Origin of the sequence: Pseudorhodobacter sp. E13 (assembly GCF_003991405.1) — a bacterium.
In the GTDB taxonomy this organism is placed as follows: Bacteria; Pseudomonadota; Alphaproteobacteria; order Rhodobacterales; family Rhodobacteraceae; genus Pseudorhodobacter.
The window spans coordinates 357069-382629 of sequence record NZ_RPEN01000158.1; the positions used below are offsets into that span (position 1 = coordinate 357069).

A 25561-nucleotide genomic window follows, 5' to 3' on the forward strand; every position below is an offset into this window, starting at 1 on the left:
GGTTCAGGGCCGAGGCGCATTAGCCCCCGGCCCTAAAGCTATTGTCAGGTTTTGGCAGCGCCATTGCCGCGGGCCTTTGGGCTGGTTTCTGCGGTCGCTGCGGCATCGGGGTCCAGCTCTGCCTCGGGCACTCGCCCCCCGGACTTGGCGGCAGATTTGGAGGCGCGCTCGGCGCCCGCTTTGCCAATCGCCTCCCCCACGGCTTTGGCCACACCGGCCATGGCTGCGGCTTTGGCAGCGTCCTTGACGGCTTGGGCAACGGGGGCTGCGTGTTCGGCCTCCTCCTCCGCCTCTGCATCGTCGGGGGCTTTGGCTTGGGTAAAGGGTTCCAGCGCCTTGGCCGCCCGTGCGATCAGGTTTTGCGCCACCAGCGCCGCTGCGGGTGTCACCACCACACCAATCGCGCCCGGTGCCGCCGCGCGCAGCGCCGCCCGGCTGCGCGGCATCATCCACGCCAGCCCCAGCCCCGCCGCCAGCCCAAGAACCGCCGTCGATGTGGGGTTGTTGCGGGCAAGCGATTGGCCCTTTTGCCACAGGCTTTCCGGCTCGGTCCTGCGGGCCAAGGCGGCAAAGCTTTGCTCGCGCGCTTGCAAGATACGGTCGCGCGCCTCCTCACCAAGCGAGGACAGCCCGTGGTGGAACGCCTCGGACAGATCGCGCGCAAGATCGGCGGTGATGGTTGCCTTTTCCTTCGCCAGATCAGAGGCTTCTGCCAGCTTCGCAGCCCCGGCTTCGGCCACATCCTCGGCCGTTTGCGCGCCTTTGCTGCGCAGCGTGCCATAGGTTTCCTCCAGCCGCTTTTGCGCTTTGTTGCGGGCAGCGATGGCGCGGTCTTTCCAGGCCTCTGCGGCCTCGGCAGTGATGTCTGCCGCCGATGGTTTCGGGGCCGCGCGTTTTGCGCCCAGCAGCAACCACGCTGCCCCTGCCATCAGGGCCGCCGCCGCAATGGGATGCGCCTTGGCGGTTTGCGTGGCCGTGCTGGCCGCCGTTTGCGCCCCGCGCGCCAGCGCCTCGCCGCCATCCGTCAGCTTTTGCTTGACCGCATCAGGCGCGGGCAGCGTGGATTTCAAATCCTCCCACAGCGCCAGCAACGCCGCTTCGGTGGCTTCGGCTTCGGCAATCAAGTCTTTCGTCGTGCGAGCGGTTGTCATCATGATCTCCTGTCGCGTTGAATGGGTTTAAGATTTACGGGGCGCAGGGCACGGCGAAGCCCGGCGCGGGCCAAAAGCCCCAGCACAAGCGCCAAACCAACGCCCGCCCCTGCAACCACGGCATAGGCCGCCGCAGGCGATAGCCCGGCGCTGCTTTGCAACACCGCAGCCAATGCCATCAGGGCAAAGACCAGCGCCATCACCAGCATCAGCACCGCCGCCAAGATCAGGCCAAGGCCCACAATCAGCGCCTTCAGCCGTTGCGCCGCGTCCAGCCGAACCATCGCAACCCGGAGCCGCCACCAACGGGAAAGCAGCACAATCAAGCGACTTGCCTGCGCAAGCGGTTTCAGGTCGGGGTCTGTCATAGGCCCGGTTTTCCTTGTGGGTGCGATTTACGGCGTGGCAGGCAGGCGGGCCTGCACGCCTTAGATGCGGCGCGCGGTGCTGCGCGGGCCGATCAGCAGCCAGATCACAAAGCCGACGATGGGCAAGAAGATGATCAGCAAGGACCACAGCACTTTTTTGCCCGTCGACGCCGATGATCCGATCACCGAAATAATCGCCCAAAGGTCAAGGGCCAGAATGATCAGCCCACCAAAACCCGTCAGTTGAAACATGTTCATTTCCATGCGTGTCTCCCTTGTCTGCCCGACAGCGGCTTTTCACGCGCTGCCCTGAGGCGTTGAAGGTAAAACGCGCCACGCCGGGTTTGGTTCCCTCAGTCTGCCGAACCTTTCTGCCGTACCTTTCGCGCGCAGCATCTGCCCAACCCGCGCACACAAGGTTTAGAGGGTAGGACACAAAGTCAGGGAACCGATTGCCCGCAACCGCGTTGGTTTTGCATCAGCGCATCGGCGCATCATTATAGGAGAGTATCATGCTTGGTTGGGCACTTACGTTTCTGGTAGTCGCATTGATCGCGGCAGTTCTGGGCTTTGGCGGCATTGCCGGGGCATCCGCGTCGATTGCGCAAATCCTGTTCTTTGTCTTTATCGTCCTGTTCGTCGTGGCGATGATCGCACGCGCGTTGCGTGGAAAACCACCTGTCTGACGCAGGCGCAGATAGAAAGCAGAAAGCCGCCCATCGGGGCGGCTTTCTTGCCTTCTAGGGCCGGATCAACGCGCCGGAAAGGCAGATTGCCGCAGCAAATCCGGGTCAAAGGGCAAGGCAATATCTGGCAAGCCCTGCCGCCGCGCGAAATCCGGCGCATCCAGCAGCACCACCCGCAACCCGCGCTGATGCGCCAGCGCCAGCACATCCGCCTCGGTTTCGGCCAGATGCAGGATCGCGGTGTCACCCGCTGCCGCCTCGGACAAGGCCAAACGCACCTCGGGCTTGGTGTGGCACAAGATCACCTGCGCATCCGGCGCATGGCCGCGCAGGGTTTCAGCCAGATCCAACCCGATCAGGATTGTCGGTTCATAAATCACGAAATGGTCCAACACAGGCAAACCCCTATAAAACAAGGCGCAGGTATGGAACCAATCGGCGCGGGCTGCATTAAACTGTGACATAGCCGGAGGAAATGAGTTGCCCATCGCCTGCAAAACCTGCCCGCTGCGAAAATGCGAGGCTTTCATCCCGATGACCGATGCCGAAGTGCAGTTCATGCAAAAGTTCAAAACCGGAGAGATGACAGTGGACAAAGGCACCACGATCTTGCTGGAAGGGTCATCCTCACCCCAGCTTTATACGGTGCTGTCTGGCATGGGCCTGCGCTATAAAACGCTGGAGGACGGCAGCCGTCAGGTCATCAACCTGATCTTTCCGGGCGATTTTCTGGGCCTGCAAGCCGGGCTGATGGGTGAAATGGGCCATTCGGTAGAGGCGTCATCGGCGATGACGCTTTGTGTGTTCAACCGCGCAGCGCTGTGGTCGGTGTTTCAGGCCAACCCCGCCCGCGCCTATGACCTGACATGGATCGCCGCGGTAGAGGAGCATTTTCTGGGCGATGCGATTGCCACCATCGGTCAGCGCGATGCCGCAGGGGCGCTTGCCTGGGCCTTTTTGCGGATTTTCCGGCGGGGAGAGGCGTTAGGGCTGGCGCAAGGCCATAAGATGCCGCTGCCATTCCGCCAGCAGGACCTTGCGGATGCGTTGGGCCTGTCGCTGGTCCATACCAACAAGACGCTGAAACGGTTTCGTGCCGCCGGGGTGATGGATTGGTCACGCGGGGTTTTGCAGGTGATGAACACCGGCGCTCTGGCCAAACTCGCCTTGATCGAAGATCAGCCCCCCGCCCCGCGCCCGCTGCTGTGACGGGCATTTTTCCGCGACAGGCAAGGAACCAATCACCGGCCGGGGCGTTGATTTACCAGAACGCGGCAAGGGTGCCGCCTGAAAGGAGAAGCAGATGAATTCCGATCAAATTCAAGGCAAGTGGAAGCAGATCAAGGGCAAAGCTCAGGCAAAATGGGGCGATATTACGGGCGATGAATGGGATCGCATCGAAGGTCGCCGCGAAGAGATCGTGGGCCTTGTGCAAGAGAAATACGGCCATGCCAAAGCCGAGGCCGAGGCAGAAGTGGATGACTGGATCAAGCACCAGTAACCACGCCTGACAGATGATCAAACGGCGGCAGCACCTCTGCCGCCGTTTTTGCATGTCTAGACGGGAAATGGGCGGCGGGGGGCTTGAACGCCTTGGGGCTTTCCCTAAGATCAGCGCAAATCATGTGGAGTGTTGAAATGTCTTTTGTGAAATCCGCGCTTGTCGCGCTTGGCCTTTCGGTGACGGGGGGCATGGTGCAGGCGGCTTCTTGCTCCAACACGGGCGGCAATTATAACGCGTGGAAGGCCGAGATCGCCGCCGAGGCAAAGGCGCAGGGCGTGGGGGCCAAGGGCATCGCCGCACTGATGGCGACCAGCTATTCGCGCGAAACCATTTCAGCCGATCGCAATCAGAAAAGCTTCAAGTATAGCCTTGAAAAATTCATGAATGTGCGCGGGGCGGAAACCATCATCAAGCAAGGCCGTGGCCAGAAGGCCAAGAACGCCAAGCTGTTTGCCGCTTTGGAAAGCCAATATGGCGTGCCTGCGGGGGTGCTGATCGCCATTCACGGCATGGAAACCGCTTTTGGCGGCTTCATGGGCAAGACCAATATCGTTTCGGCCATTTCCACCCTGACCTATGATTGCCGCCGCTCGGATTTCTTCAAGCCGCATATGATGGCGGCGCTGATTTTGGTGGATCGCGGGTCCATCACCTCCAGTTCGGTGGGGGCCAAGCATGGCGAATGGGGGCATACGCAATTCCTGCCCGGTAACGCGTTGAAATACGGGGTGGATGGCGATGGCAATGGCCGCGTGGATTTGAACAACCGCGTGGATGCGCTGGCCTCGACCGCGAATTACCTGCGGCAAAAAGGCTGGCGCCCCGGCCAAGGTTATCAGAAAGGCCAGCCGAATTATGCCGTGCTGAAGGAATGGAATGCCGCCAGTGTCTATCAGGAGGCCATCTCGATCATGGGCGCGCGGATCGACCGCTAAAGCCCAAAGGACCGCTAAAGCCCAGAGCAGGATAACGGGGGCCCCTCGTGGCCCCCGTTATCATATCAGAACACCAGACCGGGCAACCAAGTGGAAAGGGCCGGAAACGCCCAGATCAGCGCCATCGCCACGATTTGCAGCCCGATAAACGGGGCCACGCCGCGATAGATCATGCCTGTCGTCACCTCGGGCGGGGCGGCGCCACGCAGATAGAACAGCGAAAAGCCGAAAGGTGGCGTCAGGAAGGATGTTTGCAGGTTCACCGCAATCAGCACCGCCAGCCAGATCGGATCATGCCCCATGATGATCAGCGGCGGCACCAGAAGCGGCAGCAAGATCACCGAGATTTCGACGAAATCAAGGAAAAACCCAAGGATGAAGATGAAGGCCATGGCAAACACCAGCGCCCCTGTCGCCCCGCCCGGCAAGGATTGCAGGATGGCCGCGACCCGATGCTCTCCGCCCAAGCCGACAAAGACGAGGCTGAAGTAAGAGGCCATGAGGATCGTCGCAAAGATCATCGAGGTGACGACCAGTGTTTGCCCCATCGCGGGCAGCATGATGCCGCGCTGAAAACTGGCCCGCAGGGCCGCGATAATCGCAGCAATCCCCAGCAGCGCCAGAAAGCCATAGCAGGCCGCAAGCAGATATTCCGCCGCACCCGCGTCTGACCGCTGCAACCGCACCGGGGCCAAGCCTGCGGCAAAGGCCAGCACCAGCAAGGCCCCTGCCCCCACGATGATGACCCAGCGCGACCCGCCTTGCCGCAGCCCCGCCAGCAATATCGCGCCGATGGCCCCGACCGATGCTGCCTCATTCGGGCTGGCGACCCCGCCCAGAATGGCCCCCAGCACCGCGAAAATCAGCAGCACGGGCGGCAGAATGGCGCCCATCACCTCGGCTCCCGACGGTTTCACCCGCTGTTCGCGCATCGCAGGCGCATCCATGGGCAGCACCCAGGCACGCGCCAGAATATAGACGATGTAGATCACCACCAGCAGCAACCCCGGCACCAAAGCGGCGGCAAAGGTCTGGCCCACGGAAATGGTTTCGACCGAGAATTTGCCCTGCGCATATTGCGCCTGTTGAAAGGCCGATGACATCACCTCGGCCAGAATGATCAGCAAGGTCGAGGGCGGGATGATCTGCCCCAAAGTGCCCGCCGTGGCGACCATGCCCGCCGCAAGGCGCGGGTTATAGCCATTGCGCAGCATGGCGGGCAGCGCGATCATCCCCATCGCCACCACCGTCGCCCCCACAATCCCGGTGGAGGCCGCCAGCAGCGCCCCCACCAGCATCACCGAAACCCCCAGCCCGCCGCGCATCGCGCCGAACAGGCGGCCCATGGTTTCCAGCAAATCCTCGGCAATGCGGGATTTTTCCAGCACCACCCCCATCAGCACGAACAGCGGAATCGCGGTCAGCACCGGGTTTGTCATCACCGCGAAGAAGCGTTGCGCCAGCGCGCCCATCAGCCCAAGATCAAACACCCCCAACGCCCAGCCCAGCAGCGCAAAACCCGTGGCCACCCCTGCGATGGAAAACGCCACCGGATAGCCCATCAGGATCACAAGGATCAGGGCGGCGAACATGATCAGATCCAGCGGCAGGGTCAATTTCCGCCCCCCAACCGCAGCACATCGCGGATCAAGGCCGACAGGCCCTGCACCAGCAACAGCACACAAAAGGCCGGGATCAGCGATTTCAGCAAAAAGGAAGCAGGCACGCCCCCCACCGAAATCGGCCCTTCAAGAATGGCCCAGGACCTGCGCACCGAGGGCCAGCTGTAATACAGCAAAATCCCCAGCGAGGGCAGCATCAGGCACAGATGCCCGAAGATATCGACCATCGCCTTGGCCTTGGCCGACAGCGGCGCGTAAAAGATATCCACCCGCACATGCCCGCCCAGCAACAGCGTATAGCCCGCCCCCAGCATGAACAACGCCGCATGCAGGTAAAGCACAGATTCATTGAAGAAAATAGACGTGAAGCCAAAGACATAGCGCAACAGCACAATGCCAAACTGCATCAACACCATGGCAAGTGCTGCCCACATCACCACGCCGCCCACGGCACGGTTGATCTTGTCCAGCCCGTCTGCAAATCGGTCCATTGCCTGCCCTTTTTTTCCTGCCCGCATGCCTGCGTGGCGGCCCCCGGACGCGCCGGGGGCCGCGATGGGTTTATTCGCCGTAATTATACGCAAGGTTGCGGGCGTTCATCTGGCCGTTATCGGCCCATGGCATGTATTCCACCATCAGTTTGCGATAGTCGAGGAAGCTTTCGGTGATGCGCTTGACCAGCTCATCCTCGGAGGCGCGCAGCTCTCCGATCACCTCGCCCATGGCATTGCCCATGGCGATGGTGATTTCCTCGGGCCATTGCCGCACGGTGACGCCATGTTCGGCCACCAGCGCGCGCAAGGCCAGCGCGTGTTTGGTGTTATATTCGGTCAGCACCGGGTTATACATCGACTGGGCCGCTGCCTCTACTGCTTGCTTGAGGTCGTCGGGCAAGTCGTTCCAGGCGGCAAGGTTGATGCCACATTCCTCGGCCGAGGACGGCTCTCCCGGGCCGGGGCCATAGTAGTTCTTGGCGACCTGATAAAGGCCAAGCGCGCTATCCGTCCATGGCCCGATGAATTCGCCCGCGTCCAAGGCGCCCGATTGCAGGGCCTGAAACATGGCGGGGCCAGACATTGCCTCTACCGCCACGCCCAGCTTGGACATGACTTCGGAATTCAGACCCGTGGTGCGGTATTTCAGACCTTTGAGATCATCCAGCGAGGTGATTTCATTGCGGAACCAGCCTGCCCATTGCGGGCCGGAATTGCCCGTCAGAAAAGGCTTGAGGTTGAAGCGGCCATACATTTCATCGTAAAGCGCCTGCCCGCCGCCATGTAGCATCCAGCCATGCTGTTCGATCGCGGTCAGGCCCAGCGGCTGGCTGCCAAAGAGCAGGATGCCTTTGGATTTGCTGCCCCAATAGGCGGGAACCGCGTGGTAAATTTCGGCGGTGCCTTCGCCCACCGCGTCAAACACGCCATTGCCGGGAACGATTTCACCCGCAGCGAACAACTCCACTTGAATGCGCCCACCAGACAGCGCCGTGATCCGGTCGGCCAGCATTTGCGCAGCGACACCGGGGCCGGGCAGGTTTTTCGGCCAGGCCGAGACAAGGCGCCATTTGCGCACATCCTGCGCGATGGCCGGGGCGGCCAGCGATGCGGCCCCGATTGTGGCGGCGGCGGTGAGGAAGTTTCTTCTTTTCATGGAACGTCTCCTTATTGGTGGTGGGATGAGGTTAGCGGCTGGGTTTGCCCTCCAGCCCGGCATCGGCAATGGCGCTGTCACCGGGGATGCGCATTTCAAAAGTTTCGGTGATGGTGGCGTAGTCGTAATATCCCATCCGGGCGAGCGGCTGGATTTTGGCAATATCAAGCTTGCCGTCCGGCGTGATCACCGCATCCGCAACATGGATGCGCATGACCTGACCAAAGACCACATCCACCGTGCCCACAGGCCCATTGCCGGGCAGCCGCGTGGTCGAGAGATATTTGCATTCGAACTGCGCCGGGCTTTCGGCCACCCGCGGGCCAGGCGCATCAACGCAGGCCGCTTTGGTGACGCCTGCGTGCAGAAACTCATCCTCGCCGTAAGGCAGCGCCTGCGCCGACAGGTTGACCGCCGCACGCAGGGCATAGGTGGCCATGTTCCAGACGAACCATCCGGTTTCCTCGGCGTTGATCACGGTATCCTTGCGGCGCCCATCCGGGTAGCCATTGGCGGCGAACATCACCATCGGCGGATCGAAGGTTAGGTTTTGCCACTGGCTGTAAGGGGCCAGATTGGCGCGGCCATCGCGGCTGATGGTAGAGAGCCAGCCTATGGGGCGCGGCACCGTGCAGCTTTTGAACGGGCTGAAGGGCAGCGGACAGGGATCGGTAGCGGGGGCGTAATGCATCTATGGCCTTTTTGTTTGGCGAAGGCCGGGGGGCTGTCTGCCCCCCGGACCCCCCGAGGATATTTTTGCCGAAAAGAAAGCGGGGCGGGGTTTAGGGGTCATGTCAGGATGCCCGGAAGGTTGAGATTGTGGTCGCGGGCGCAGTCAAGCGCGATGTCATAGCCTGCATCGGCGTGGCGCATGACACCGGTGGCAGGGTCGTTCCAGAGCACGTTATGCAGGCGGCGGGCAGCATCGGCTGTGCCATCTGCACAGATGACCATGCCTGAATGTTGCGAGAAACCCATGCCGACGCCGCCGCCGTGGTGCAGGCTGACCCAAGTGGCCCCGGATGCACAATTCAGCAGCGCATTGAGCAAAGGCCAGTCAGACACAGCATCGGAGCCATCTTTCATCGCCTCGGTTTCGCGGTTGGGCGAGGCAACGGAGCCCGAATCGAGGTGGTCGCGGCCAATGACGATGGGGGCTTTGAGTTCGCCAGAGGCCACCATCTCGTTGAACATCAGACCTGCTTTGTGGCGATCGCCCAAGCCGATCCAGCAGATGCGGGCGGGCAGGCCCTGAAAGGCGATGCGGTCGCGCGCCATATCCAGCCAGTTGTGCAGGTGGGTGTTGTCGGGAAAGAGTTTTTTCATCGCCGCATCGGTTTTGTAGATATCTTCGGGGTCGCCCGACAGCGCCACCCAGCGGAAGGGGCCGATGCCTTTGCAAAACAACGGGCGGATATAGGCGGGCACGAAACCGGGGAAGGCGAAGGCGTTTTCCAGCCCTTCCTCTCGGGCGACTTGCCGGATGTTATTGCCGTAGTCGAGGGTGGGCACGCCTGCATTCCAGAAATCCACCATGGCGGCGACATGGGCGCGCATGCTGGCGCGTGCGGCTTTTTCCACCGCTTTGGGGTCGCTTTCCTGTTTCGCGCGCCATTCGGCCACGGTCCAGCCCAAGGGCAGATAGCCATGGATCGGATCATGGGCCGAGGTTTGATCGGTGACGATATCGGGGCGTGGGCCGCCGGCCTTCATGCGGGCGTAAAGTTCGGGGAACACTTCGGCGGCATTGCCGATCAGGGCCACGGATTTTGCCTCTCCCGCTTTGGTCCATTGGTCGATCAAGGCCAGAGCCTCATCCAGTGTATGGGCCTTTTCATCGCAATAGCGGGTGCGGATGCGGAAATCGGCGCGGGTTTCATCGCATTCCACCGCCAGGCAGCAGGCGCCTGCCATCACGGCGGCCAAGGGTTGGGCGCCGCCCATACCGCCCAAGCCTGCGGTCAATATCCACTTGCCCTTGAGGCTGCCGCCATAGTGCTGACGCCCGGCTTCGGCAAAGGTTTCATAGGTGCCTTGCACGATGCCTTGGGTGCCGATGTAGATCCACGATCCGGCGGTCATCTGGCCATACATCGCAAGGCCGCGCTTATCGAGTTCGTTGAAATGATCCCATGTCGCCCAATGCGGCACGAGGTTGGAATTGGCGATCAGCACGCGCGGCGCGTCCTTGTGGGTCTGGAACACGCCCACGGGTTTGCCCGATTGCACCAGCAGCGTCTGATCGTCGTTCAAATCGCGCAAGCTTGCGCAGATCTGGTCAAAATCGGCCCAGGTGCGGGCGGCGCGACCGATGCCGCCATAGACCACCAGTTCATGCGGGTTTTCGGCCACATCGGGGTGCAGGTTGTTCATCAGCATCCGCAAAGGTGCCTCGGTCAGCCAGCTTTTGGCGGTGATTTCGGTGCCGGTCGCGGGATAGATATCGCGGGTGTTATGGCGCGGATTGGTCATGGCTGTCTCCGTTCAGGCCAGCAAATATGCTGCGATGATAGTCGTTGAAGGTGGGATTGGCGGGCCGCAGGGTCATAGCAGCAGGTCCACGCCTGCGGCACGCGCGAGGCTGCCATTGCGGATCAGCGCGGTTGCGGCCTGAATATCCGGGGCGAGGTAGCGATCTTCGGCCAAAGCGGGTGACACCGCGCGCAGGGTTTCCATTGCCGCTCGCAGCGGGGCCGAGGTTTCCAGCGGCGCGCGAAAGCCGATGCCTTGGGCCGCGCACAGCGCCTCTACCCCCAGAATGACTGACAGATTGGCATTCATCCGCCCCAGACGCCGCGCGCCATGGGCGGCCATGGAAACGTGATCCTCTTGGTTGGCAGAGGTGGGCGTGCTGTCGGTGGAACAAGGGTTGGCAAGGTGTTTATTCTCGCTCATCAAAGCCGCTGTCGTCACTTCAGCGATCATGAAGCCAGAGTTCAGCCCCGGCGCAGGTGTCAGGAAAGGCGGCAGATCATGGCTTAAGGTCGGGTCCACCATCAAGGCCACGCGGCGCTGTGCGATGGCGCCGATCTCGGCCAGCGCCAGCGCGATGATATCTGCTGCAAAAGCAACGGGTTCGGCGTGAAAGTTCCCACCGGAAATGATGCCCGCAGAGACCACCAGCGGGTTATCGGTGACGGCATTCGCCTCGGTTTCCAAGGTGGTCGCGGCAAAGCGCAGCAGGTCCACCGCCGCCCCCACCACCTGCGGCACGCAGCGGATGCAATAGGGGTCTTGCACGCGGGTATCGCCCTCACGGTGGCTTTCGCGGATGACGGAACCATCCATCACGCCCCGCAGCGCCGCCGCCACGTCGATCTGGCCGCGATGGCCGCGCAAGCTGTGAATGTCGGGCTGCAAGGGCGCGGTGGAGCCCATGATCGCATCGGTCGACATCGCCGCCGTCACCAGCGAGGCGCGGGCATTGCGCCAGCCTTCAAACAGCCCCACCAGCGCCAGCGCGGTGGAAAACTGCGTGCCGTTGATCAGGCCCAACCCCTCTTTCGGGCCAAGGGTCAGCGGCATCAGCCCCGCCGCCGCAAGCGCCTTGTCGCTGGGCATGCGCTGGCCTTGATACATCGCCTCCCCCGCGCCGATCATGGTGGCCGTCATATGTGCCAAAGGTGCCAGATCACCCGAGGCCCCGACAGAGCCTTGCGCGGGCACAACCGGGATGACGCCCTGCGCCAGCAGCGCCTCGATCTGTTCGATCACTGCCCATCGCACGCCCGAGGCCCCCCGCCCCAGCGACAGCAGTTTCAGCGCCATCATCAGCCGCGTCGTGGCTTCGTCCAGCGCCTCGCCCACGCCACAGCAATGCGACAGGATCAGGTTGCGCTGCAAGGTCGCGGTATCCTTGGCGGCGATCTTGACGCTGGCGAGTTTGCCAAAGCCTGTGTTGACGCCGTAAACCGCCTCTGTCCCGGCGGCGGCGGTGGCGACTTGTGCGGCTGCCGCCTCTACCCCTGCGCGGGCGCTTGGGTCCAGCGTCGCGGCCCCGGCCTCACGCCACAGGGCCTCCAGTTGTGCCAATGTGGTGGCCCCCGGTGTCAGTTGCATGTCACGCCTCCGAAAATCCGTTGATGCAGCGGGTTGAAGCCAAAGCGATAGGCAAGTTCCGCCGGTGTTTCGACATTCCAGACGCTCAGATCGGCGCGCATTCCCGGCGCGATGATCCCGGTATCGCGCAGGCCCAAGGCGCGGGCCGCATGGGCGGTGACGCCGCGCAGCGCCTCCTCTGGCGTCAGGCGGAACAGGGTGCAGCCCATGTTCATCGCCAGCAAAAGGGAAGTCAGCGGCGAGGAACCGGGGTTGCAATCGGTGGCCAGCGCCATCGGCACGCCATGGGCGCGAAAGGCCGCAACCGGGGGCAGTTGGGTTTCCCGGATGGCATAAAACGCACCCGGCAACAGCACCGCAACGCTGCCACTTGCGGCCAGCAGCTTTGCATCCGCCTCACTCGCGTATTCGACATGATCCACCGACAGCGCGCCATAGCGTGCCGCAAGCGCCGTGCCGCCGATATGGGACAGCTGTTCGGCATGCAGTTTGACCGGCAAACCAAGCTCACACGCCACATCAAAGACGCGCGCTATCTGCCTGGTATCAAACGCTATTCCTTCGCAGAACCCATCCACCGCATCAACCAGCCCTTCGGCATGGGCCGCGCGCAAGGCAGGGATGCAAACCGTATCAATATAGTCATCCGCCATGGCCCCTGCGGGCACCGCATGTGCCCCCAGAAACGAGGTGCAGATACGCACGGGCCGCAGCGTCCCCAAGCGGCGGGCCACGCGCAGCATCCGCAATTCGGTGTCGATATCCAACCCATAGCCGGATTTCACCTCCACACAGGACACGCCTTCGGCCAACAGCGCATCCAGCCGCGGCAGCGCCTGCGCGATCAGTGCCGCCTCATCCGCCGCCCGCGTCGCCGCCACGGTCGACACGATGCCCCCGCCGGCCCGCGCAATTTCCTCATAGCTGGCACCTTCCAGCCGCATCTCAAACTCGCGCGCGCGGTGGCCGCCGTGGACGATATGGGTATGACAATCAAGGAACGCCGGGGTCAGCAAGCGCCCCTCAAGGTCGTGGCGGGGCCAAGCACGATAGTCGCTTGGCAACTCGCTTTCCGGCCCGACCCAAGCGATGCGCCCTGCGCGCAAAGCCACAGCCCCGCGCGGCTGATGCGCGCCCGCCGTGCCTGCCACCATACCGCCGCAGATCACCTGCTCTTGCCCCAAATCCATCTTGATTCCCCCATGTCTTGGCGCTATTATGTGCATACATATTAATCCTGTCAATCAGGCAGCGAAACATCAAAGGGCGGATGCGATGACGGTGATCTGGGCGGAACAGGCGCTTTTGGCCGATGGCTGGGCACAGAATGTGGCCATCACCCTTGCGGGCGACCGCATCGCCGCGATCACGCCGGGGGCGGCCCCGCAAGGTCAGCGCGTCGGCGTTTTGCTGCCCGCGCCCAGCAACCTGCATTCACACGCCTTTCAGCGCGCCATGGCGGGGCTGACAGAGCGGCGCGGCCCCGACCCGCGCGACAGTTTCTGGACCTGGCGGCAGTTGATGTATCGCTTTCTGGACCGCCTGACGCCTGATGACGTGCAGGCCATCGCCGCTTTCGTGCAAATGGAAATGGCCGAGGCAGGCTTTGCTGCGGTGGCCGAGTTTCACTATCTGCATCACGCCCCCGGCGGGCAGGCCTATGCCAATGCGGCGGAACTGTCGGCGCGGGTGGCGGCGGCGGCGGCACATAGCGGGTTGGGACTGACCTTGCTGCCGGTGCTCTATCAATTCGGCGGCTGCGATGGCCGCAGCCTTGGCCCCGGCCAGAATCGCTTTGGCAACACACCCGACAGTTTCGCCACGCTGATGGATGGGGCCGCGGCTGCACTGGCCCCCTTGCCCGCCGATACGGTGCTGGGCGTGGCCCCGCATTCCCTGCGCGCCGTCTCGGTGGACGGGTTGGCCTTTGCCGCCGCCCTGCGCCCCGAGGCCCCGATTCACATGCATCTGGCCGAACAAACCGCCGAGGTAGAAGAGGTTCTGACCCATCGCGGCGCGCGGCCCACCGAATGGCTGCTGACCAATGCGCAGGTGGATGCCCGCTGGTGCCTGATCCATTGCACCCAGATGGAACCGCATGAAACCAAAGGCTTGGCGGAAACGGGTGCGGTGGCGGGGCTGTGCCCGATCACCGAATCCTCGCTTGGCGATGGCATCTTCGACGGGGTCCGCTATGCCAGCCATGGCGGGCGCTGGGGCATCGGCTCTGACAGCAATATCCGCATCAGCCTGTCCGAGGAGTTGCGCACGCTGGACTATAGCCAACGCTTGCGCGACCGCTCACGCGCGGCACTGGCCACCGAGCAGAAATCCACCGGCCGGGTGCTGTTCGAAGGTGCCGCACGGGGGGGGGCGCAGGCCGCCGGACGCGATGCAGGGGCCATTGCGGTGGGCAAACTGGCCGATCTGGTGGCGCTGGATGCCTCTGGCCCCGATATGGCCGGACATCGTGGCGATACCTTGCTGGACGCCTATGTTTTCGCAGGCGATGACCGCATGGTGAAAGAGCTTTGGTCTGCCGGGCGTCATCTGGTATCAGGGGGGCGGCACCGCGCGCATGACGCGATCACCAGCGCCTATCTGACCACCGTGACCAAACTCAGGGACCTATGACCGCGATCACATGGCAATCCGTTCAGGCCGAGGCGCTGCGCCGCATCCGCAGCCGGGAATGGCCCCCCGGCGGCCAAATCCCGCATGAGGCTGATCTGGCCGAGGAACTGGGCTGCGCCCGCGCCACCGTGAACCGCGCGCTGCGCGATCTGGCCGAGGCCGGGCTGCTGGAACGCCGCCGCAAGGCTGGCACCCGCGTGCCGCTGAACCCGGTGCGCAAGGCCACGCTGGATATTCCGATCATCCGGCAAGATGTGGAAGGCCGTGGGCAGGCCTATGGCTATCGGCTGATCCTGCGCGACACCACGCTGCCCCCGCCCGAAATCCGCAGCTTGCTGAAGCTGAAACCGAAACAGACCCTGATCCACATCCTTGCCCTGCATCTGGCCGAAGCCATGCCCTTTTGCCTGGAAGATCGCTGGGTCAACCCAGACGCCGTGCCCGAATTTGCCGATGCAGACCTGTCGGCCATCAGCGCCAATGAATGGCTGGTGCAAAACGCCGCCTTTTCCGCTGGTGATTTTGCCTTTGGCGCCAGCGCCGCCACGGCCGAGGCCGCAACTCACTTAAACTGCCCCTCCGGCGCGCCGCTCTTCACGGTCGAGCGCACCACCTGGGCCGCCGCCCTGCCGATCACCGCCGTCTGCTTGTCTTACGCCCCCGGCTACAAGATGCGTGCCGAAATCTGACGCGCGCCCGTTTCATCTTGGCAAAAATACCTGCGCCGCAGGCCTATTTTCCGCAGGAAAATTCTAACCCGTCGCACCATAGCCCTGCCGCAAGGCCGCGCGCAAAGCCTCAGCCACATCGCCCTTGGCCTGCCCGCTATCATAAAGACAAATGTAGGACACACCCAGATCCGGCAGGCCTGCATTGGCGTCCAGCGCCACGCAGCCTTGGGCCACTTGCCCCTCAATCCGGGCCGATACGCCCAAGCCCGCGGCAACCGTTGCCTCCACCACTGTCTCACTGTCACCGTCAAAGGCGTTTTCCCATGGGATACCCGCCGCGTCCAGCGCGGCATGGGCCACCGGGCGGAAGAAACAGGTTTCCTTGAAGGCCAGCCGCAAAGGCCGCAAGGCCGCCGCCCCCTGATCGGGCGAGCCGATCCAGACCAGACGCCGCTTGGACAGCACTTCGGCCCCTTCGGGCGGCGGAAATTCGGTGGTCAGGATCATGTCAAACGCGCCGGCCTGAAACCCCTCTTTCAAGGTCTTGCTGTAAGAGGACACCAGATTGATCCGCATTTTCGGGTAGCCGATCGACAGATCGCGCAAAATCGCCGGCATCTGGGGTGAGATGATGTCATAAGGCACGCCCAACCGCAGTTCGGCATCAAAGCTTTGCGGCGCAAGCTGCATCAGCAATTCGTCATTCAGCGTCAAGATGCGCCGCGCATAGGAAATTAGCTTCTCCCCCTCGCTGGAGGGCGTCATTTTCCGCGCCGCCCGGTGAAAAAGCTGCACCCCCAGCGCCTCCTCCAGCCGCCGCACCTGCATCGACACCGCCGATTGCGTGAGGTTGAGCACACCCGCCGCGCGGGTCACGCCGCCGGTATCGGCCACCGCAATCACCGCGCGCAGGGCGTTGGTATCCAGATTTCGCGACATATCAATTTCCGTGCGCTTAAGGCCAACAATCATTCATTTCCATGATGATGCACTGACTGCCATAAATCAATAACAAGAATGAATATGGCGCAATGCAACACGAAAGGAAATGCAAATGCTGACCACCTCCGCCAAGACCTGCACAGTGCCCCCCATGCCCCAACCGGGTTTTCTGCCCCGGTTGCGGGCGCTGTTTGCCCTGCGCCGTGAACGCCGCGCCTTGGCGAAACTGCCCGGTGAGCGGTTGCGCGATATCGGTCTGACAGCGCAACAGGCACAGGCCGAAAGCCAGCGCCGGTTGTGGGATGTGCCGCCGCATTGGACGCGCCTGCGGCGATAGCAACGGTTTTCCGGCGCTTGCCCTGCGGTTTTGGGGAAAATAAGTGACAGAAATACTTGATATCTATCCCACGTTTCCCAATATTCTGTGTTAAGCGGGTGTTGCAGAACGGCGATCCCGCAAAAAGAGTTCAACCGGAGGCTTAAATGGCTGAATATCAAACTATCAATTCGGTCGGCGCAGGCACCCGCACCGCGCAGATCGATGCTGGCCTTCGGGCCCATATGAACAAGGTCTACGGGCTGATGTCGATCGGCATGTTGCTGACGGGGGCCGCCGCTTGGGCGATTTCCGGGCTGGCTGTGACGACAGACCCCGCGCTGGCAACGGTGCAGATGGGCAATGGCATGATGCTGACCAGCCTTGGTCAGGCGCTGTATCTTTCGCCGCTGAAATGGGTGGTGATGTTTGCCCCGCTCGTCATGGTCTTTGCCTTTGGCGCTGTGATCAACCGTTTGTCCTATGGCGCGGCGCAGCTGTTCTTTTACGCCTATGCGGCGCTGATGGGCGTGTCGCTGTCCTCGATTTTTCTGGTCTATACCGGCACCTCGATCGCGCAGACCTTCCTGATCACCGCAATCGCCTTTGCGGGTCTGTCGCTGTATGGCTACACCACCAAGAAGGATCTGTCCGGCATGGGCACCTTCCTGATGATGGGCCTGATCGGCTTGTTCGTGGCGATGATCGTGAACCTGTTCCTCGCCTCCTCGGCGCTGGCCTTCGCGATTTCGGTGATCGGCGTGCTGATCTTTGCGGGTCTGACCGCCTATGACACGCAGTCGATCAAGAACGAATATATTGCCCATGCCCAGCATGGCGATAGCGAATGGTTGGGCAAGTCGGCGATCATGGGCGCGCTGCGTCTGTATCTCGACTTCATCAACATGTTCATGTTCTTGCTGCAATTCCTGGGCAACCGCGAATAAGCGGATGATCCGACGGAAATAAACGGAAAGGCCGGGGCAAAACCCCGGCCTTTTTCATGGCGAGAGGATGCAAACCATCCGCACCGAAGGAAACAGGGTGCCGCCCGGCAGTTGCACGTCTTCTGCGGCCAGCACCGCAAACCCCATCGCCTGATAGAAGGGCACGGCGGTCAGGGTGGACAGGCAGCCCAGACGCTGCATCCCTGCCGCCCGTGCCTCATCCATCACCCGCTGCATCAAGCTGCGCGCAATGCCAAGGCGCAGGCAGTCTGGATCGGTGGCCACATGGCGGATATGACCCATTTCGGGATCGGTTTCTTTGGCCGAAGGGTCGTTCTGCGTCCAGCCCCCTGCCCCAACAACCCTGTCACCGCGCAAGGCCAGCCAATAGGTGCCACAGGCCAACAGCTCGGGCCGTGCGCGGGTGATGCGTGGCAGCGCCACAGACAGCAGCTCGGGCGCGTAGGACGCGGCCAGCAACGCGGGATAGCTGCGCGCCAGCAAGCCATCTACAGCGGCCTGATCTGCGGGTGTGGCGGGGCGCAAGGAAAGCATCTGTTGGTCTGTCATGGTCAAACCCCAAAGCGTTTCCGGATTTCATTGAAACAACGCATCGCCAATATCCCGAGAGCGCCGCAGGCGTGGCAGGGTATTGGCGATTCAACTTTAACTGGAAATGCTGTGAAAACAGAAAAAGCCGCACCAACTGGTGCGGCCCTGTCTTTGGTCCGGTATGGCAGATCTTACTTGATCTTGCCTTCCTTATACTCAACATGCTCACGCTTGACCGGGTCATACTTACGCACAACCATCTTTTCGGTCATGGTGCGGGCATTCTTCTTGGTCACATAGAAGTGCCCGGTGCCCGCCGTCGAGTTCAGACGGATCTTGATCGTCGTCGGCTTCGCCATAGTCGTTTCTCCTGCAGCCCGAGCCCGATTTGGCCCGGTGAAATTCTAATGAGGCTGCCTTTTACCCGCGCGGGGGGCAGAGTCAACTGGCAATCGGCAGATTTTCTGGGGATCGGCTATCAAAATGAACGCCTGCGGCGTAAGCCTTGTTTTTTGGGCGCTCCGCGCCCGTTTGCCTCCGGCGGAGGTATTTTTGCCAAGATGAAATCAAGGGGGAAATGCGCGGATGGCCTGTAAGCCGGATTTTGTTCCGGGAGTTGCCTCCCTTCGATGACCATTCCTCTGGCCCCAGTGTTACCACTGGGGTCTAGCTGCCAACCCGGGCCTCTGGGCTGAAGCGTCCCTGCGGCGGTATTGGTTGCCCAACCTGCCCGCGTGAGGCCCCTATTCGGCATTGCTCCGGGTGGGGCTTGCCTTGCCATCCGTGTTGCCACGTCTGCGGTGGGCTCTTACCCCACCGTTTCACCATTGCCCCGACATGCGAGGCGTTCTCTTCTCTGTGGCGCTTTCCCTTGGGTTACCCCAGCCGGGCGTTACCCGGCACCCTTGCCTCATGGAGTCCGGACTTTCCTCGCATGGTGCGGTTTCCCTTGCGGGACTACGAACCACACGCGGTCATCCGGCCATCCGCGCGTGGTGGGGCTTACGCCTGTGGCGCGCTTTGGTCAACGCCAAAGCGTTGGGCGAGGTTTTGCGCAAGGGCGGCATCTATCGCATCCAGCGGGCCGCGCGCCCAAGGCCGAAAGCGCAGGCGGAAGGCGGTGAGCAGCTGGTCCGGTGCGGCGGGGTAGCCGAAAGCTTGGGCATGGGTGGCAAAGGTAGCGGGGTCGCCCTGCCCTGCGGCCTCGGGCCAGACAGAGAGCCCGCCGCGCGCGAGGCGGTGCCAGTCAAATCGCGCGCCGGGGTCGGATTTGCGGCCCGGTGCCATATCGGAATGGCCGAGGATCGCCTGTGGTGGGATCGCCCAACGCGCCATGACGCCTGCCAGCAGCGCCTCCAGCGCCTGCATCTGCGGCTCGGCAAAGGGTTCGAACCCGTCATTCGCCAGTTCGATGCCGATGGAACGGGAATTCATGTCCGTCAGCCCCCGCCAGGACCCCGCCCCGGCATGCCAGGCGCGGGCGTCCTCGGGCACCAGGCTGTGCTGGGTTCCGTCATAGTCGATCAGATAATGGGCCGACACCTCATAGGCCGGGTCGCACAGCCTGTCGACCGCGGCGGCACAGCTTTCCATCGCGGTGTAATGGATCACCACGAATTCTGGCCGCAACCCATCCCGCCGTTCACCAAAATTGGGCGACAGCGGCATGAGCGATCAGCGCAGCGCGTTGCGGAAGGGGCGCGGGTCCCATCCGCAGGCGAAACCGTCGCCATCCGGGTCCAGCCCTTCACGGTCCTTATCGGGACCGCCTTTGGCCAAGAACGCCTCTTGCGCCAGATCAGGCGAAGCGTATTTGGCGCAGGTGATCAGCGGGTCCTTTTGGAACAGGCTGCCGCGCTTATACATCTGGGTGCCGGGGGCGTGGGTGGTCGCAAGCGCGAATTGCACGATATTCGGGCCGTTGTCGCCGCTGCGCTGTGGCAGGGCCGTGGGGGCGACCACCTCATATTGTGCGCGCTGGCGGGCCAGACGTTCGGCATCGCTTTCGATGGTTTCGCGGGCGGCAACGGCGCTGAAATCCTGCTCGTCGGAAATGCCGGTGCTGCGGCGCATCTCGCCCGATTCTTCCTTGATGCCGATGGGGGCGCCGCCACGCGGACGGGTGCCCGCAGGTGACGCGGTGGTGGTGCTGGCCGGGTCCTGGCCAATCACCCGGCCCGTGGGCACGGCTGTCCGGCCTTCGGCATTGTCGATCGCGGCGGCAGCGGTTTCGGTCGAGAACACAGGCTGCGCCGGGGTTACTGCGGTCAGCGGCTGGCCTGCGCCTTGCTGTGCCGCCTCACGCTGGCGCACATATTCCGAGTAATCGCCAAAGCCGACCCCTGCCCCGGAATCCGGAACAGGCGTCGAACAGGCGGCGAGGGCCAGAGCGGCCGTCAAATATTTAAGCGATTTCATGCGCTACTCCGGTAGCAAATGGTTCAGCGCTGGCGTTTACCACCATTTTCCGGGTTTGGCTACAAAGCCCGCCGCCTGTTCAAGCACATAGGCGTGATTCAGCAAGCCAGCCTCATCCCAGGGTTTGCCGATCAGTTGCAGACCCAAGGGCAAGCCCTGCGCATCCTGCCCCACGGGCACCGAAATCCCCGGCAGGCCCGCAAGGTTCACCGTCACGGTAAACACGTCATTCAGATACATCTGAATCGGGTCGGCATTCGCCATTTCCCCCAGCCCGAAGGCGGCAGAGGGCGTGGCAGGCGTCAGGATCGCATCCACACCGGCGGCAAACGCCTGATCGAAGTCGCGCTTGATCAGGGCGCGGACGCGGCGGGCGCGGTTGTAATAGGCATCGTAGAACCCGGCGCTGAGCACATAAGTCCCTATCATCACGCGGCGCTGCACCTCATGGCCGAAGCCTTCGGCGCGGGTTTTTTCATACATCTCGGTAATGCCATCGCCTGCTTTCAGATTGGCGCGGTGGCCATAGCGCACCCCGTCATAGCGGGCGAGGTTCGAGGAGGCCTCGGCAGGCGCGATCACATAATAGGCCGGCAGCGCATATTTCGTATGCGGCAGGGAAATATCGACAATCTCCGCCCCCGCATCCTTCAGCATCGCGGTGCCATCGGCCCACAGCTTTTCAATCTCGGCGGGCATGCCATCCATACGGTATTCGCGCGGAATGCCGATTTTCTTGCCGCGGATATCGCCGGTTAGCGCCGCCTCAAAATCCGGCACGGGCAAGTCGGCGCTGGTGCTGTCTTTCGGGTCATGGCCGCACATCGCGCCCAGCATGATCGCCGCATCGCGCACCGATTTCGTCATCGGCCCCGCCTGATCGAGCGAGGAGGCAAAGGCCACCACGCCCCAACGGCTGACGCGGCCATAGGTCGGCTTGATACCCACAATACCGGTAAAGGCCGCAGGCTGACGGATGGAGCCGCCGGTATCGGTGCCGGTTGCGGCAAGGCACATATCGGCCGCCACCGCCGCCGCCGACCCACCAGAGGAGCCGCCCGGCGTCAACTGCCTGTCATCAACCTTCCACGGGTTGATCGCGTTTCCGTAACAGGATGTTTCATTCGACGAGCCCATCGCGAATTCATCCATGTTCAGCTTGCCCAGCATCACCGCGCCCGCGTTGAAAAGCTGGGTGGTGACGGTGGATTCGTATTCCGGTTTGAAGCCTTTCAGGATGTTGCTGGCCGCCTGCGAAGGCACGCCCTTGGTGCAGAACAGATCCTTGATCCCCAGCGGGATGCCGCACATTGCGGGGGCATCGCCGGCCTTGATGCGGGCATCGGCGGCGCGGGCCATATCCAGCGCGATCTCGGGCGTTTTGTGAACAAAGGCGTTCAGCCCGTCCCCCGCATCCATCGCGGTCAGGCAGGCCATGGTCAGATCGACCGCCGTTGTGTCGCCCTTGCGCAGCGCATCGCGGGCGGCACTGATGGTGAGTTCGTTCAGATGTGTCATTCCACCACCTTCGGCACTGCAAAAAATCCTTCGCGGGCATCGGGGGCGTTTTTCAGGATCTGCGCCTGAATATCGCCATCCGTCACCACATCCGCCCGCCGTTTCAGGCGCTGCGGCGTGACCGAGGTCATCGGCTCGACCCCCTCCACATCCACTTCGTTCAACTGCTCCATGAAGCCCAGAATTCCCGAGAGTTCCTGCGCGAGGGCGGGCAATTCCGCCTCTTCCACCCGGATCCGGGCGAGTTTCGCGACCTTGCGCGCGGTATCAATATCAATGGACATGAGGGCCCCTTTTTCAGCGTTTCCCCCGTTTAACGCCGCAGCCGTTTGGGTGCAAGCGGGGGTGAGGCCCGGCGGGCCCCAGCCCGCGAAAATGGTCCGGGGGAGCATTTTCAGGGGTGAACGCCCGGCGGGCCCCAGCCCGCGAAAATGGTCTGGGGGAGCGTTTTCAGGGTTGCGGAAGAAGGCGCGGTATCCGCAGCATGAATCGCGCGCGGAATGAATGGCAGCGCATTGATTTAAAATGTTTTTGTAAAATTTTTTAACCGGTTGTTAACCCGCACCTGCAAGGAAATCGCGCCTTGTCTGGCAGGGTTTCAAGTATTCCGTAACCAAGTTCCGGCCAGACTGCGCCCATGTCAAACGATATCCCCCCGTATCCCCGCTGCATCCGTGTTCTTCACCGTGACCCTAGCCGCGCGGGGAACGGAAATTTTGGTCCAGCATATCGACGCGTTGCGCGCCGCCGTGCGCAGCAAATGAGGCTGTTAAATCCCCCATTTAGGCATACTAATCCACCAGTTTGGCGCGTACTCTAGCATAAGATAATTCATTGCCTATGACACTAAAACGCAAAAATGTAGCATCAACGCAACCTGAAAGGCAATCCCGACAACGCGCCATGCGATTATCCTTTGAAAAAACGTAGCGGGCAGGAAGTGCTCTAACCAAAGAAAAGGTATGACTATCATCACAACAGCCTGAATTTGAAACCCAAGCCTTTGAAGAGATCAATTCGTCATGAAAGCGTTCGATGGTCGCTTGGTGGGCGTCATCTCTACGCTTCATTTTCCCCATCAACACAAAGAATTCAAGCGCGGCTCGTTGTTTCCGAAGCTCAATCTGCTCTTTTGGCAATCCACCATATGCAAATCGAACCTTATTGCTTCGAACTAGATCCCTTCTAATTTGTACGAACCAACTTTCCCCAAACATGTGAGGATCAATAATTACGCGAACTGTCACAACATCGTCCTTAACATTTCATCAACAAAGAAGGTATGAAATGCATCCGGCTCGCCGCTAAGCGCACCATTATGCTCGATGTCTACTTCATACGCAGTGTTCCCTTCCGGTCCATTCTCACAAAACAAGATCAGAAGGTCTTTAGGCGATGCAAGTTCCTCCGCGTCGATCTTCAAATCATTCTGGTCTCGCAAATCTGAACGGAATCTATCTATTAAGAAGGAACTATGTGTTTCGAGTATGCCTCTCAACCCGTCGCGATACGATCTATGGAAGAAACTTCCAAGCGCTGCTTGAGCCACCGGGTGAAGATGCAATTCAGGCTGCTGAACAAGGATCGCTAGTTTTGGCTTATTTCTGAGTGCGTATACAGTCTCAACCAAGATTGGCACGACCTGCGAAACGCCAACTCCGACTTGGTTAAGGAAGAACTCTTTATTTGACTTCACCACCGAAACAATTAGAGGCGAATCTGGAACTCTAGACGATATTTTTTTTACTTTTATGTCCTCAAATAACCCACTCTCCAAGCCAAAAGCACGCACCGCATCAAAATTAAACTTTGATTTGAGTCCTGAAAAATCATGCCACATCGGTGCGAAATGCAACCCAAGAGCGGTGATCTTTCTACTTGCCGAGTAAAATTTTTCGGGCAGCGCTCTAATCGGTGATATGAGTCGAGCACCACTAATTTCACCAAATATCCGGTCTAGAAAGGCGTTTCCGTCTTTTATTTTATCATATGGAATCAAGCTAAAAATAATTGTTGGTTCGCCGAACGAAATACCCCTTGGCGGTCTGCCCGAGAGATTAAAGCCAGTAGTCTCGTTGTGCAGTTCAATGATACGATGGAAACCAACATCATCTACATCACTAATGATTCGAGCCTGCCCAGCGGAAGGAGTTTTTTTACAAGTGATCAGAGTTCTATTGGTAAGATAGGAGCATCTTATTATTTCTGGAGGCCTATCTTTTCTGTTCTTAACTGTTACCACTTTACAGAAAAAATCTTCACCTACACCCGTTGAGAAACCAAAAGTCACATCCGCAGAACCGAAATATGGCGAGAAATAATCGTACTCTCCCACTCCAAGTTCTTCATTTAGCACCGGTGGAGAGCTTAATCCACCCCTGAGAACGCTGTCAACTAGGTGTAAAATTGAGCTCTTGCCCGAGCTGTTATCACCAACAAGGAAAACTAATTTCTCTAAATCAACTTCGATCGCCCTAAAGCCTCTAAAGTATTCAGCAAAAACCTTCACCCCTCAACCACTCCCATAAACTCCCGCCACTCGCCCTTGCTCATGCCGGAATTCTCCTGCGTCACTTCCTCACCTTTAAGCATTCTGCGAACACAATCAATCGCTTTTGACGAGAGTGTCGCCCCGCCCATCCGGTAATCCTCAAACGCCGCAAATGCGATGGGCACCCAGTCGGCCACCACCCGGCAGATCGCCTCGGCGTAAACGCGGATTTCATATTGCGCGTGGGCGTCGGCGCGCAGGCGGAGGAAGTGGAAGAGGTTGTGCAGGTCCACCTTCCAATACCATTGGGTGTAGATATTGGCGGGCAAGTTCATGCGGGCGAGTTCGCGGGCGAGGCCTTGCTGGCCGTCCTGGCTTAGCATCGCCTCGTAATGGTCATAGGCGGTGTTCGAATCGCGTTTGAGCATTTCCAGCACGCGGGCGGCTTCCTCCCCCGTCAGAACCTCGCCCCGGCCTTGGTTGTTTACCACAGATTGTGCCGCCAGTTGCTCGGGCGCGGGGATGTAAAACTCGCGGTCGAGGATGGAATAGCGGGCGGAATATTCGTTGACGTTGGCGGTGCGGTGGCGGATCCATTGGCGCGCGACAAAGACCGGAAGTTTGACGTGCAGCTTGATTTCGCACATCTCGAACGGGGTGGAATGCCAGTGCCGCATGAGGTAGCGGATCAGCCCTTCGTCATTGGAAACATGTTTGGTTCCAGCACCATAGCTGACGCGGGCGGCCTGCACGATGGCGGCATCATCGCCCATGTAATCAATGACCCGGACAAAGCCGTGATCCAGCACCTCATGCGCGTGGTAAAGATGCGCCTCCATCCCTTCGGACACCGCGCGCAGGGTCGGTTTCGGCGTCGCGCGCTGCGCTGCGATTTCGGCAAGTTGGTCCGGGGACAGGGGCATGGCAGGCCTCTTTCAAATAGGGGTTTTGGGGCTTGGCCCCATATCTATGGGGCGTTGGCCTGCAGCATACGAGATCAAGGGGTATAGGGGCAAGAGCCTGCGGCCACGCGACCTTTTTGCATCAACTTCGGCCCCGAACCCTATGTGGTAATTGACAAAAACGAACATCAACAG

29 protein-coding genes and 1 other RNA gene are annotated in these 25561 nt (G+C 61.1%); 8 read left to right on the forward strand and 22 right to left on the reverse strand.

Annotation, left to right across the window (positions count from 1 at the left end):
* Positions 1-44: 44 nt before the first annotated feature.
* Genes EGN72_RS15485 through EGN72_RS15495 form a run of 3 tightly spaced genes read right to left on the reverse strand, consistent with a single transcriptional unit; the run spans position 45 to position 1783 of the window.
* The gene (locus tag EGN72_RS15485) at positions 45-1151 is read right to left on the reverse strand and encodes a hypothetical protein (protein ID WP_127049146.1); all 1107 of its coding nucleotides are present in this window, start codon (positions 1149-1151) and stop codon (positions 45-47) included.
* Positions 1151-1519: a phage holin family protein gene (locus tag EGN72_RS15490; RefSeq protein WP_127049148.1), complete on the reverse strand. Its 369-nt coding sequence runs from the start codon at positions 1517-1519 to the stop codon at positions 1151-1153. The genes EGN72_RS15485 and EGN72_RS15490 overlap by 1 nt, the downstream gene beginning before the upstream one ends.
* A gap of 60 nt (positions 1520-1579) precedes the next feature.
* A complete protein-coding gene (locus tag EGN72_RS15495) occupies positions 1580-1783 on the reverse strand; it encodes a PLD nuclease N-terminal domain-containing protein (RefSeq protein ID WP_127049150.1) in 204 nt (67 codons plus the stop codon).
* Between the two features lie 248 nt (positions 1784-2031).
* On the opposite strand from EGN72_RS15495, the gene EGN72_RS15500 reads away from it, so the two are divergent.
* Entirely contained in the window at positions 2032-2205 is a 174-nt protein-coding gene (locus EGN72_RS15500; protein WP_127049152.1) for a DUF1328 domain-containing protein, read from the forward strand.
* Positions 2206-2270: 65 nt separating this feature from the next.
* Here the strand turns inward: EGN72_RS15500 and EGN72_RS15505 are convergent, their stop codons facing one another.
* A complete protein-coding gene (locus EGN72_RS15505) occupies positions 2271-2669 on the reverse strand; it encodes a hypothetical protein (RefSeq protein ID WP_158623208.1) in 399 nt (132 codons plus the stop codon).
* 70 nt (positions 2670-2739) lie between these two features.
* Here EGN72_RS15505 and EGN72_RS15510 point away from each other — a divergent pair, with 70 nt between their 5' ends.
* The 3 genes from EGN72_RS15510 to EGN72_RS15520 all read left to right on the forward strand — a co-directional run bounded on the left by EGN72_RS15510 (position 2740) and on the right by EGN72_RS15520 (position 4644).
* On the forward strand, positions 2740-3414 hold the full coding sequence (locus EGN72_RS15510; protein WP_199743759.1) for a Crp/Fnr family transcriptional regulator: 675 nt from the start codon (positions 2740-2742) through the stop codon (positions 3412-3414).
* A 94-nt stretch (positions 3415-3508) separates the two neighbouring features.
* Entirely contained in the window at positions 3509-3706 is a 198-nt protein-coding gene (locus tag EGN72_RS15515) for a CsbD family protein (protein ID WP_127049158.1), read from the forward strand.
* A gap of 137 nt (positions 3707-3843) precedes the next feature.
* Entirely contained in the window at positions 3844-4644 is an 801-nt protein-coding gene (locus EGN72_RS15520) for a lytic transglycosylase domain-containing protein (protein ID WP_127049160.1), read from the forward strand.
* Positions 4645-4709: 65 nt separating this feature from the next.
* Here EGN72_RS15520 and EGN72_RS15525 read toward each other — a convergent pair whose 3' ends face one another.
* From EGN72_RS15525 to hutI, 7 genes are all read right to left on the reverse strand, one after another.
* On the reverse strand, positions 4710-6260 hold the full coding sequence (locus EGN72_RS15525) for a TRAP transporter large permease subunit (RefSeq protein ID WP_199743760.1): 1551 nt from the start codon (positions 6258-6260) through the stop codon (positions 4710-4712).
* Positions 6257-6757, reverse strand: a complete 501-nt coding sequence (locus EGN72_RS15530; protein ID WP_127049162.1) for a TRAP transporter small permease subunit — start codon at positions 6755-6757, stop codon at positions 6257-6259. The genes EGN72_RS15525 and EGN72_RS15530 overlap by 4 nt, the downstream gene beginning before the upstream one ends.
* A 70-nt stretch (positions 6758-6827) precedes the next feature.
* Positions 6828-7916 carry a TRAP transporter substrate-binding protein gene (locus tag EGN72_RS15535; RefSeq protein WP_127049164.1) on the reverse strand — a complete coding sequence of 363 codons (1089 nt, stop codon included), beginning with the start codon at positions 7914-7916 and terminating at the stop codon, positions 6828-6830.
* 31 nt (positions 7917-7947) lie between these two features.
* Complete coding sequence (locus tag EGN72_RS15540) at positions 7948-8607, reverse strand: flavin reductase family protein (protein WP_127049166.1); 660 nt, start codon at positions 8605-8607, stop codon at positions 7948-7950.
* Positions 8608-8705: 98 nt separating this feature from the next.
* On the reverse strand, positions 8706-10388 hold the full coding sequence (gene hutU / locus EGN72_RS15545; RefSeq protein WP_127049168.1) for a urocanate hydratase: 1683 nt from the start codon (positions 10386-10388) through the stop codon (positions 8706-8708).
* Positions 10389-10460: 72 nt separating this feature from the next.
* On the reverse strand, positions 10461-11975 hold the full coding sequence (hutH, locus tag EGN72_RS15550; RefSeq protein ID WP_127049170.1) for a histidine ammonia-lyase: 1515 nt from the start codon (positions 11973-11975) through the stop codon (positions 10461-10463).
* The gene (hutI, locus tag EGN72_RS15555) at positions 11966-13129 is read right to left on the reverse strand and encodes an imidazolonepropionase (RefSeq protein WP_199743767.1); all 1164 of its coding nucleotides are present in this window, start codon (positions 13127-13129) and stop codon (positions 11966-11968) included. The genes hutH and hutI overlap by 10 nt, the downstream gene beginning before the upstream one ends.
* A gap of 121 nt (positions 13130-13250) precedes the next feature.
* Here hutI and EGN72_RS15560 point away from each other — a divergent pair, with 121 nt between their 5' ends.
* The gene (locus tag EGN72_RS15560) at positions 13251-14609 is read left to right on the forward strand and encodes a formimidoylglutamate deiminase (protein WP_127049174.1); all 1359 of its coding nucleotides are present in this window, start codon (positions 13251-13253) and stop codon (positions 14607-14609) included.
* Positions 14606-15298 (forward strand): GntR family transcriptional regulator, encoded by a 693-nt coding sequence (locus EGN72_RS15565; RefSeq protein WP_127049176.1) that lies wholly within the window; start codon positions 14606-14608, stop codon positions 15296-15298. The genes EGN72_RS15560 and EGN72_RS15565 overlap by 4 nt, the downstream gene beginning before the upstream one ends.
* A gap of 63 nt (positions 15299-15361) precedes the next feature.
* On the opposite strand, the gene EGN72_RS15570 is transcribed toward EGN72_RS15565, so the two are convergent.
* Positions 15362-16219 (reverse strand): LysR family transcriptional regulator, encoded by an 858-nt coding sequence (locus EGN72_RS15570; protein ID WP_127049177.1) that lies wholly within the window; start codon positions 16217-16219, stop codon positions 15362-15364.
* A 115-nt stretch (positions 16220-16334) separates the two neighbouring features.
* On the opposite strand from EGN72_RS15570, the gene EGN72_RS15575 reads away from it, so the two are divergent.
* Both EGN72_RS15575 and EGN72_RS15580 read left to right on the forward strand, forming a co-directional pair.
* The gene (locus EGN72_RS15575; protein ID WP_233587158.1) at positions 16335-16559 is read left to right on the forward strand and encodes a DUF1127 domain-containing protein; all 225 of its coding nucleotides are present in this window, start codon (positions 16335-16337) and stop codon (positions 16557-16559) included.
* Between the two features lie 146 nt (positions 16560-16705).
* Positions 16706-17485 carry a Bax inhibitor-1/YccA family protein gene (locus EGN72_RS15580; protein ID WP_127049182.1) on the forward strand — a complete coding sequence of 260 codons (780 nt, stop codon included), beginning with the start codon at positions 16706-16708 and terminating at the stop codon, positions 17483-17485.
* A 54-nt stretch (positions 17486-17539) separates the two neighbouring features.
* Here the strand turns inward: EGN72_RS15580 and EGN72_RS15585 are convergent, their stop codons facing one another.
* The 10 genes from EGN72_RS15585 to thyX all read right to left on the reverse strand — a co-directional run bounded on the left by EGN72_RS15585 (position 17540) and on the right by thyX (position 25387).
* Positions 17540-18055: a GNAT family N-acetyltransferase gene (locus EGN72_RS15585; protein WP_127049184.1), complete on the reverse strand. Its 516-nt coding sequence runs from the start codon at positions 18053-18055 to the stop codon at positions 17540-17542.
* 173 nt (positions 18056-18228) lie between these two features.
* A complete protein-coding gene (gene rpmG, locus EGN72_RS15590; protein ID WP_017928995.1) occupies positions 18229-18396 on the reverse strand; it encodes a 50S ribosomal protein L33 in 168 nt (55 codons plus the stop codon).
* A gap of 218 nt (positions 18397-18614) precedes the next feature.
* An RNA gene (rnpB, locus tag EGN72_RS15595) (RNase P RNA component class A) lies at positions 18615-19027 on the reverse strand.
* A 12-nt stretch (positions 19028-19039) separates the two neighbouring features.
* On the reverse strand, positions 19040-19705 hold the full coding sequence (locus EGN72_RS15600) for an N-acetylmuramoyl-L-alanine amidase (protein WP_127049186.1): 666 nt from the start codon (positions 19703-19705) through the stop codon (positions 19040-19042).
* A gap of 6 nt (positions 19706-19711) precedes the next feature.
* On the reverse strand, positions 19712-20455 hold the full coding sequence (locus tag EGN72_RS15605; protein ID WP_127049188.1) for a hypothetical protein: 744 nt from the start codon (positions 20453-20455) through the stop codon (positions 19712-19714).
* A gap of 36 nt (positions 20456-20491) precedes the next feature.
* A complete protein-coding gene (gatA, locus tag EGN72_RS15610; protein ID WP_127049190.1) occupies positions 20492-21973 on the reverse strand; it encodes an Asp-tRNA(Asn)/Glu-tRNA(Gln) amidotransferase subunit GatA in 1482 nt (493 codons plus the stop codon).
* The gene (gene gatC / locus EGN72_RS15615; RefSeq protein ID WP_127049192.1) at positions 21970-22257 is read right to left on the reverse strand and encodes an Asp-tRNA(Asn)/Glu-tRNA(Gln) amidotransferase subunit GatC; all 288 of its coding nucleotides are present in this window, start codon (positions 22255-22257) and stop codon (positions 21970-21972) included. The genes gatA and gatC overlap by 4 nt, the downstream gene beginning before the upstream one ends.
* Before the next feature lie 507 nt (positions 22258-22764).
* On the reverse strand, positions 22765-23220 hold the full coding sequence (locus EGN72_RS15620) for a hypothetical protein (RefSeq protein WP_127049194.1): 456 nt from the start codon (positions 23218-23220) through the stop codon (positions 22765-22767).
* Entirely contained in the window at positions 23217-24482 is a 1266-nt protein-coding gene (locus tag EGN72_RS15625) for an AAA family ATPase (protein ID WP_127049195.1), read from the reverse strand. The genes EGN72_RS15620 and EGN72_RS15625 overlap by 4 nt, the downstream gene beginning before the upstream one ends.
* Positions 24479-25387: an FAD-dependent thymidylate synthase gene (gene thyX / locus EGN72_RS15630; protein ID WP_127049197.1), complete on the reverse strand. Its 909-nt coding sequence runs from the start codon at positions 25385-25387 to the stop codon at positions 24479-24481. Before thyX ends, EGN72_RS15625 begins: the two co-directional genes overlap by 4 nt.
* Between the last annotated feature and the right edge of the window lie 174 nt (positions 25388-25561).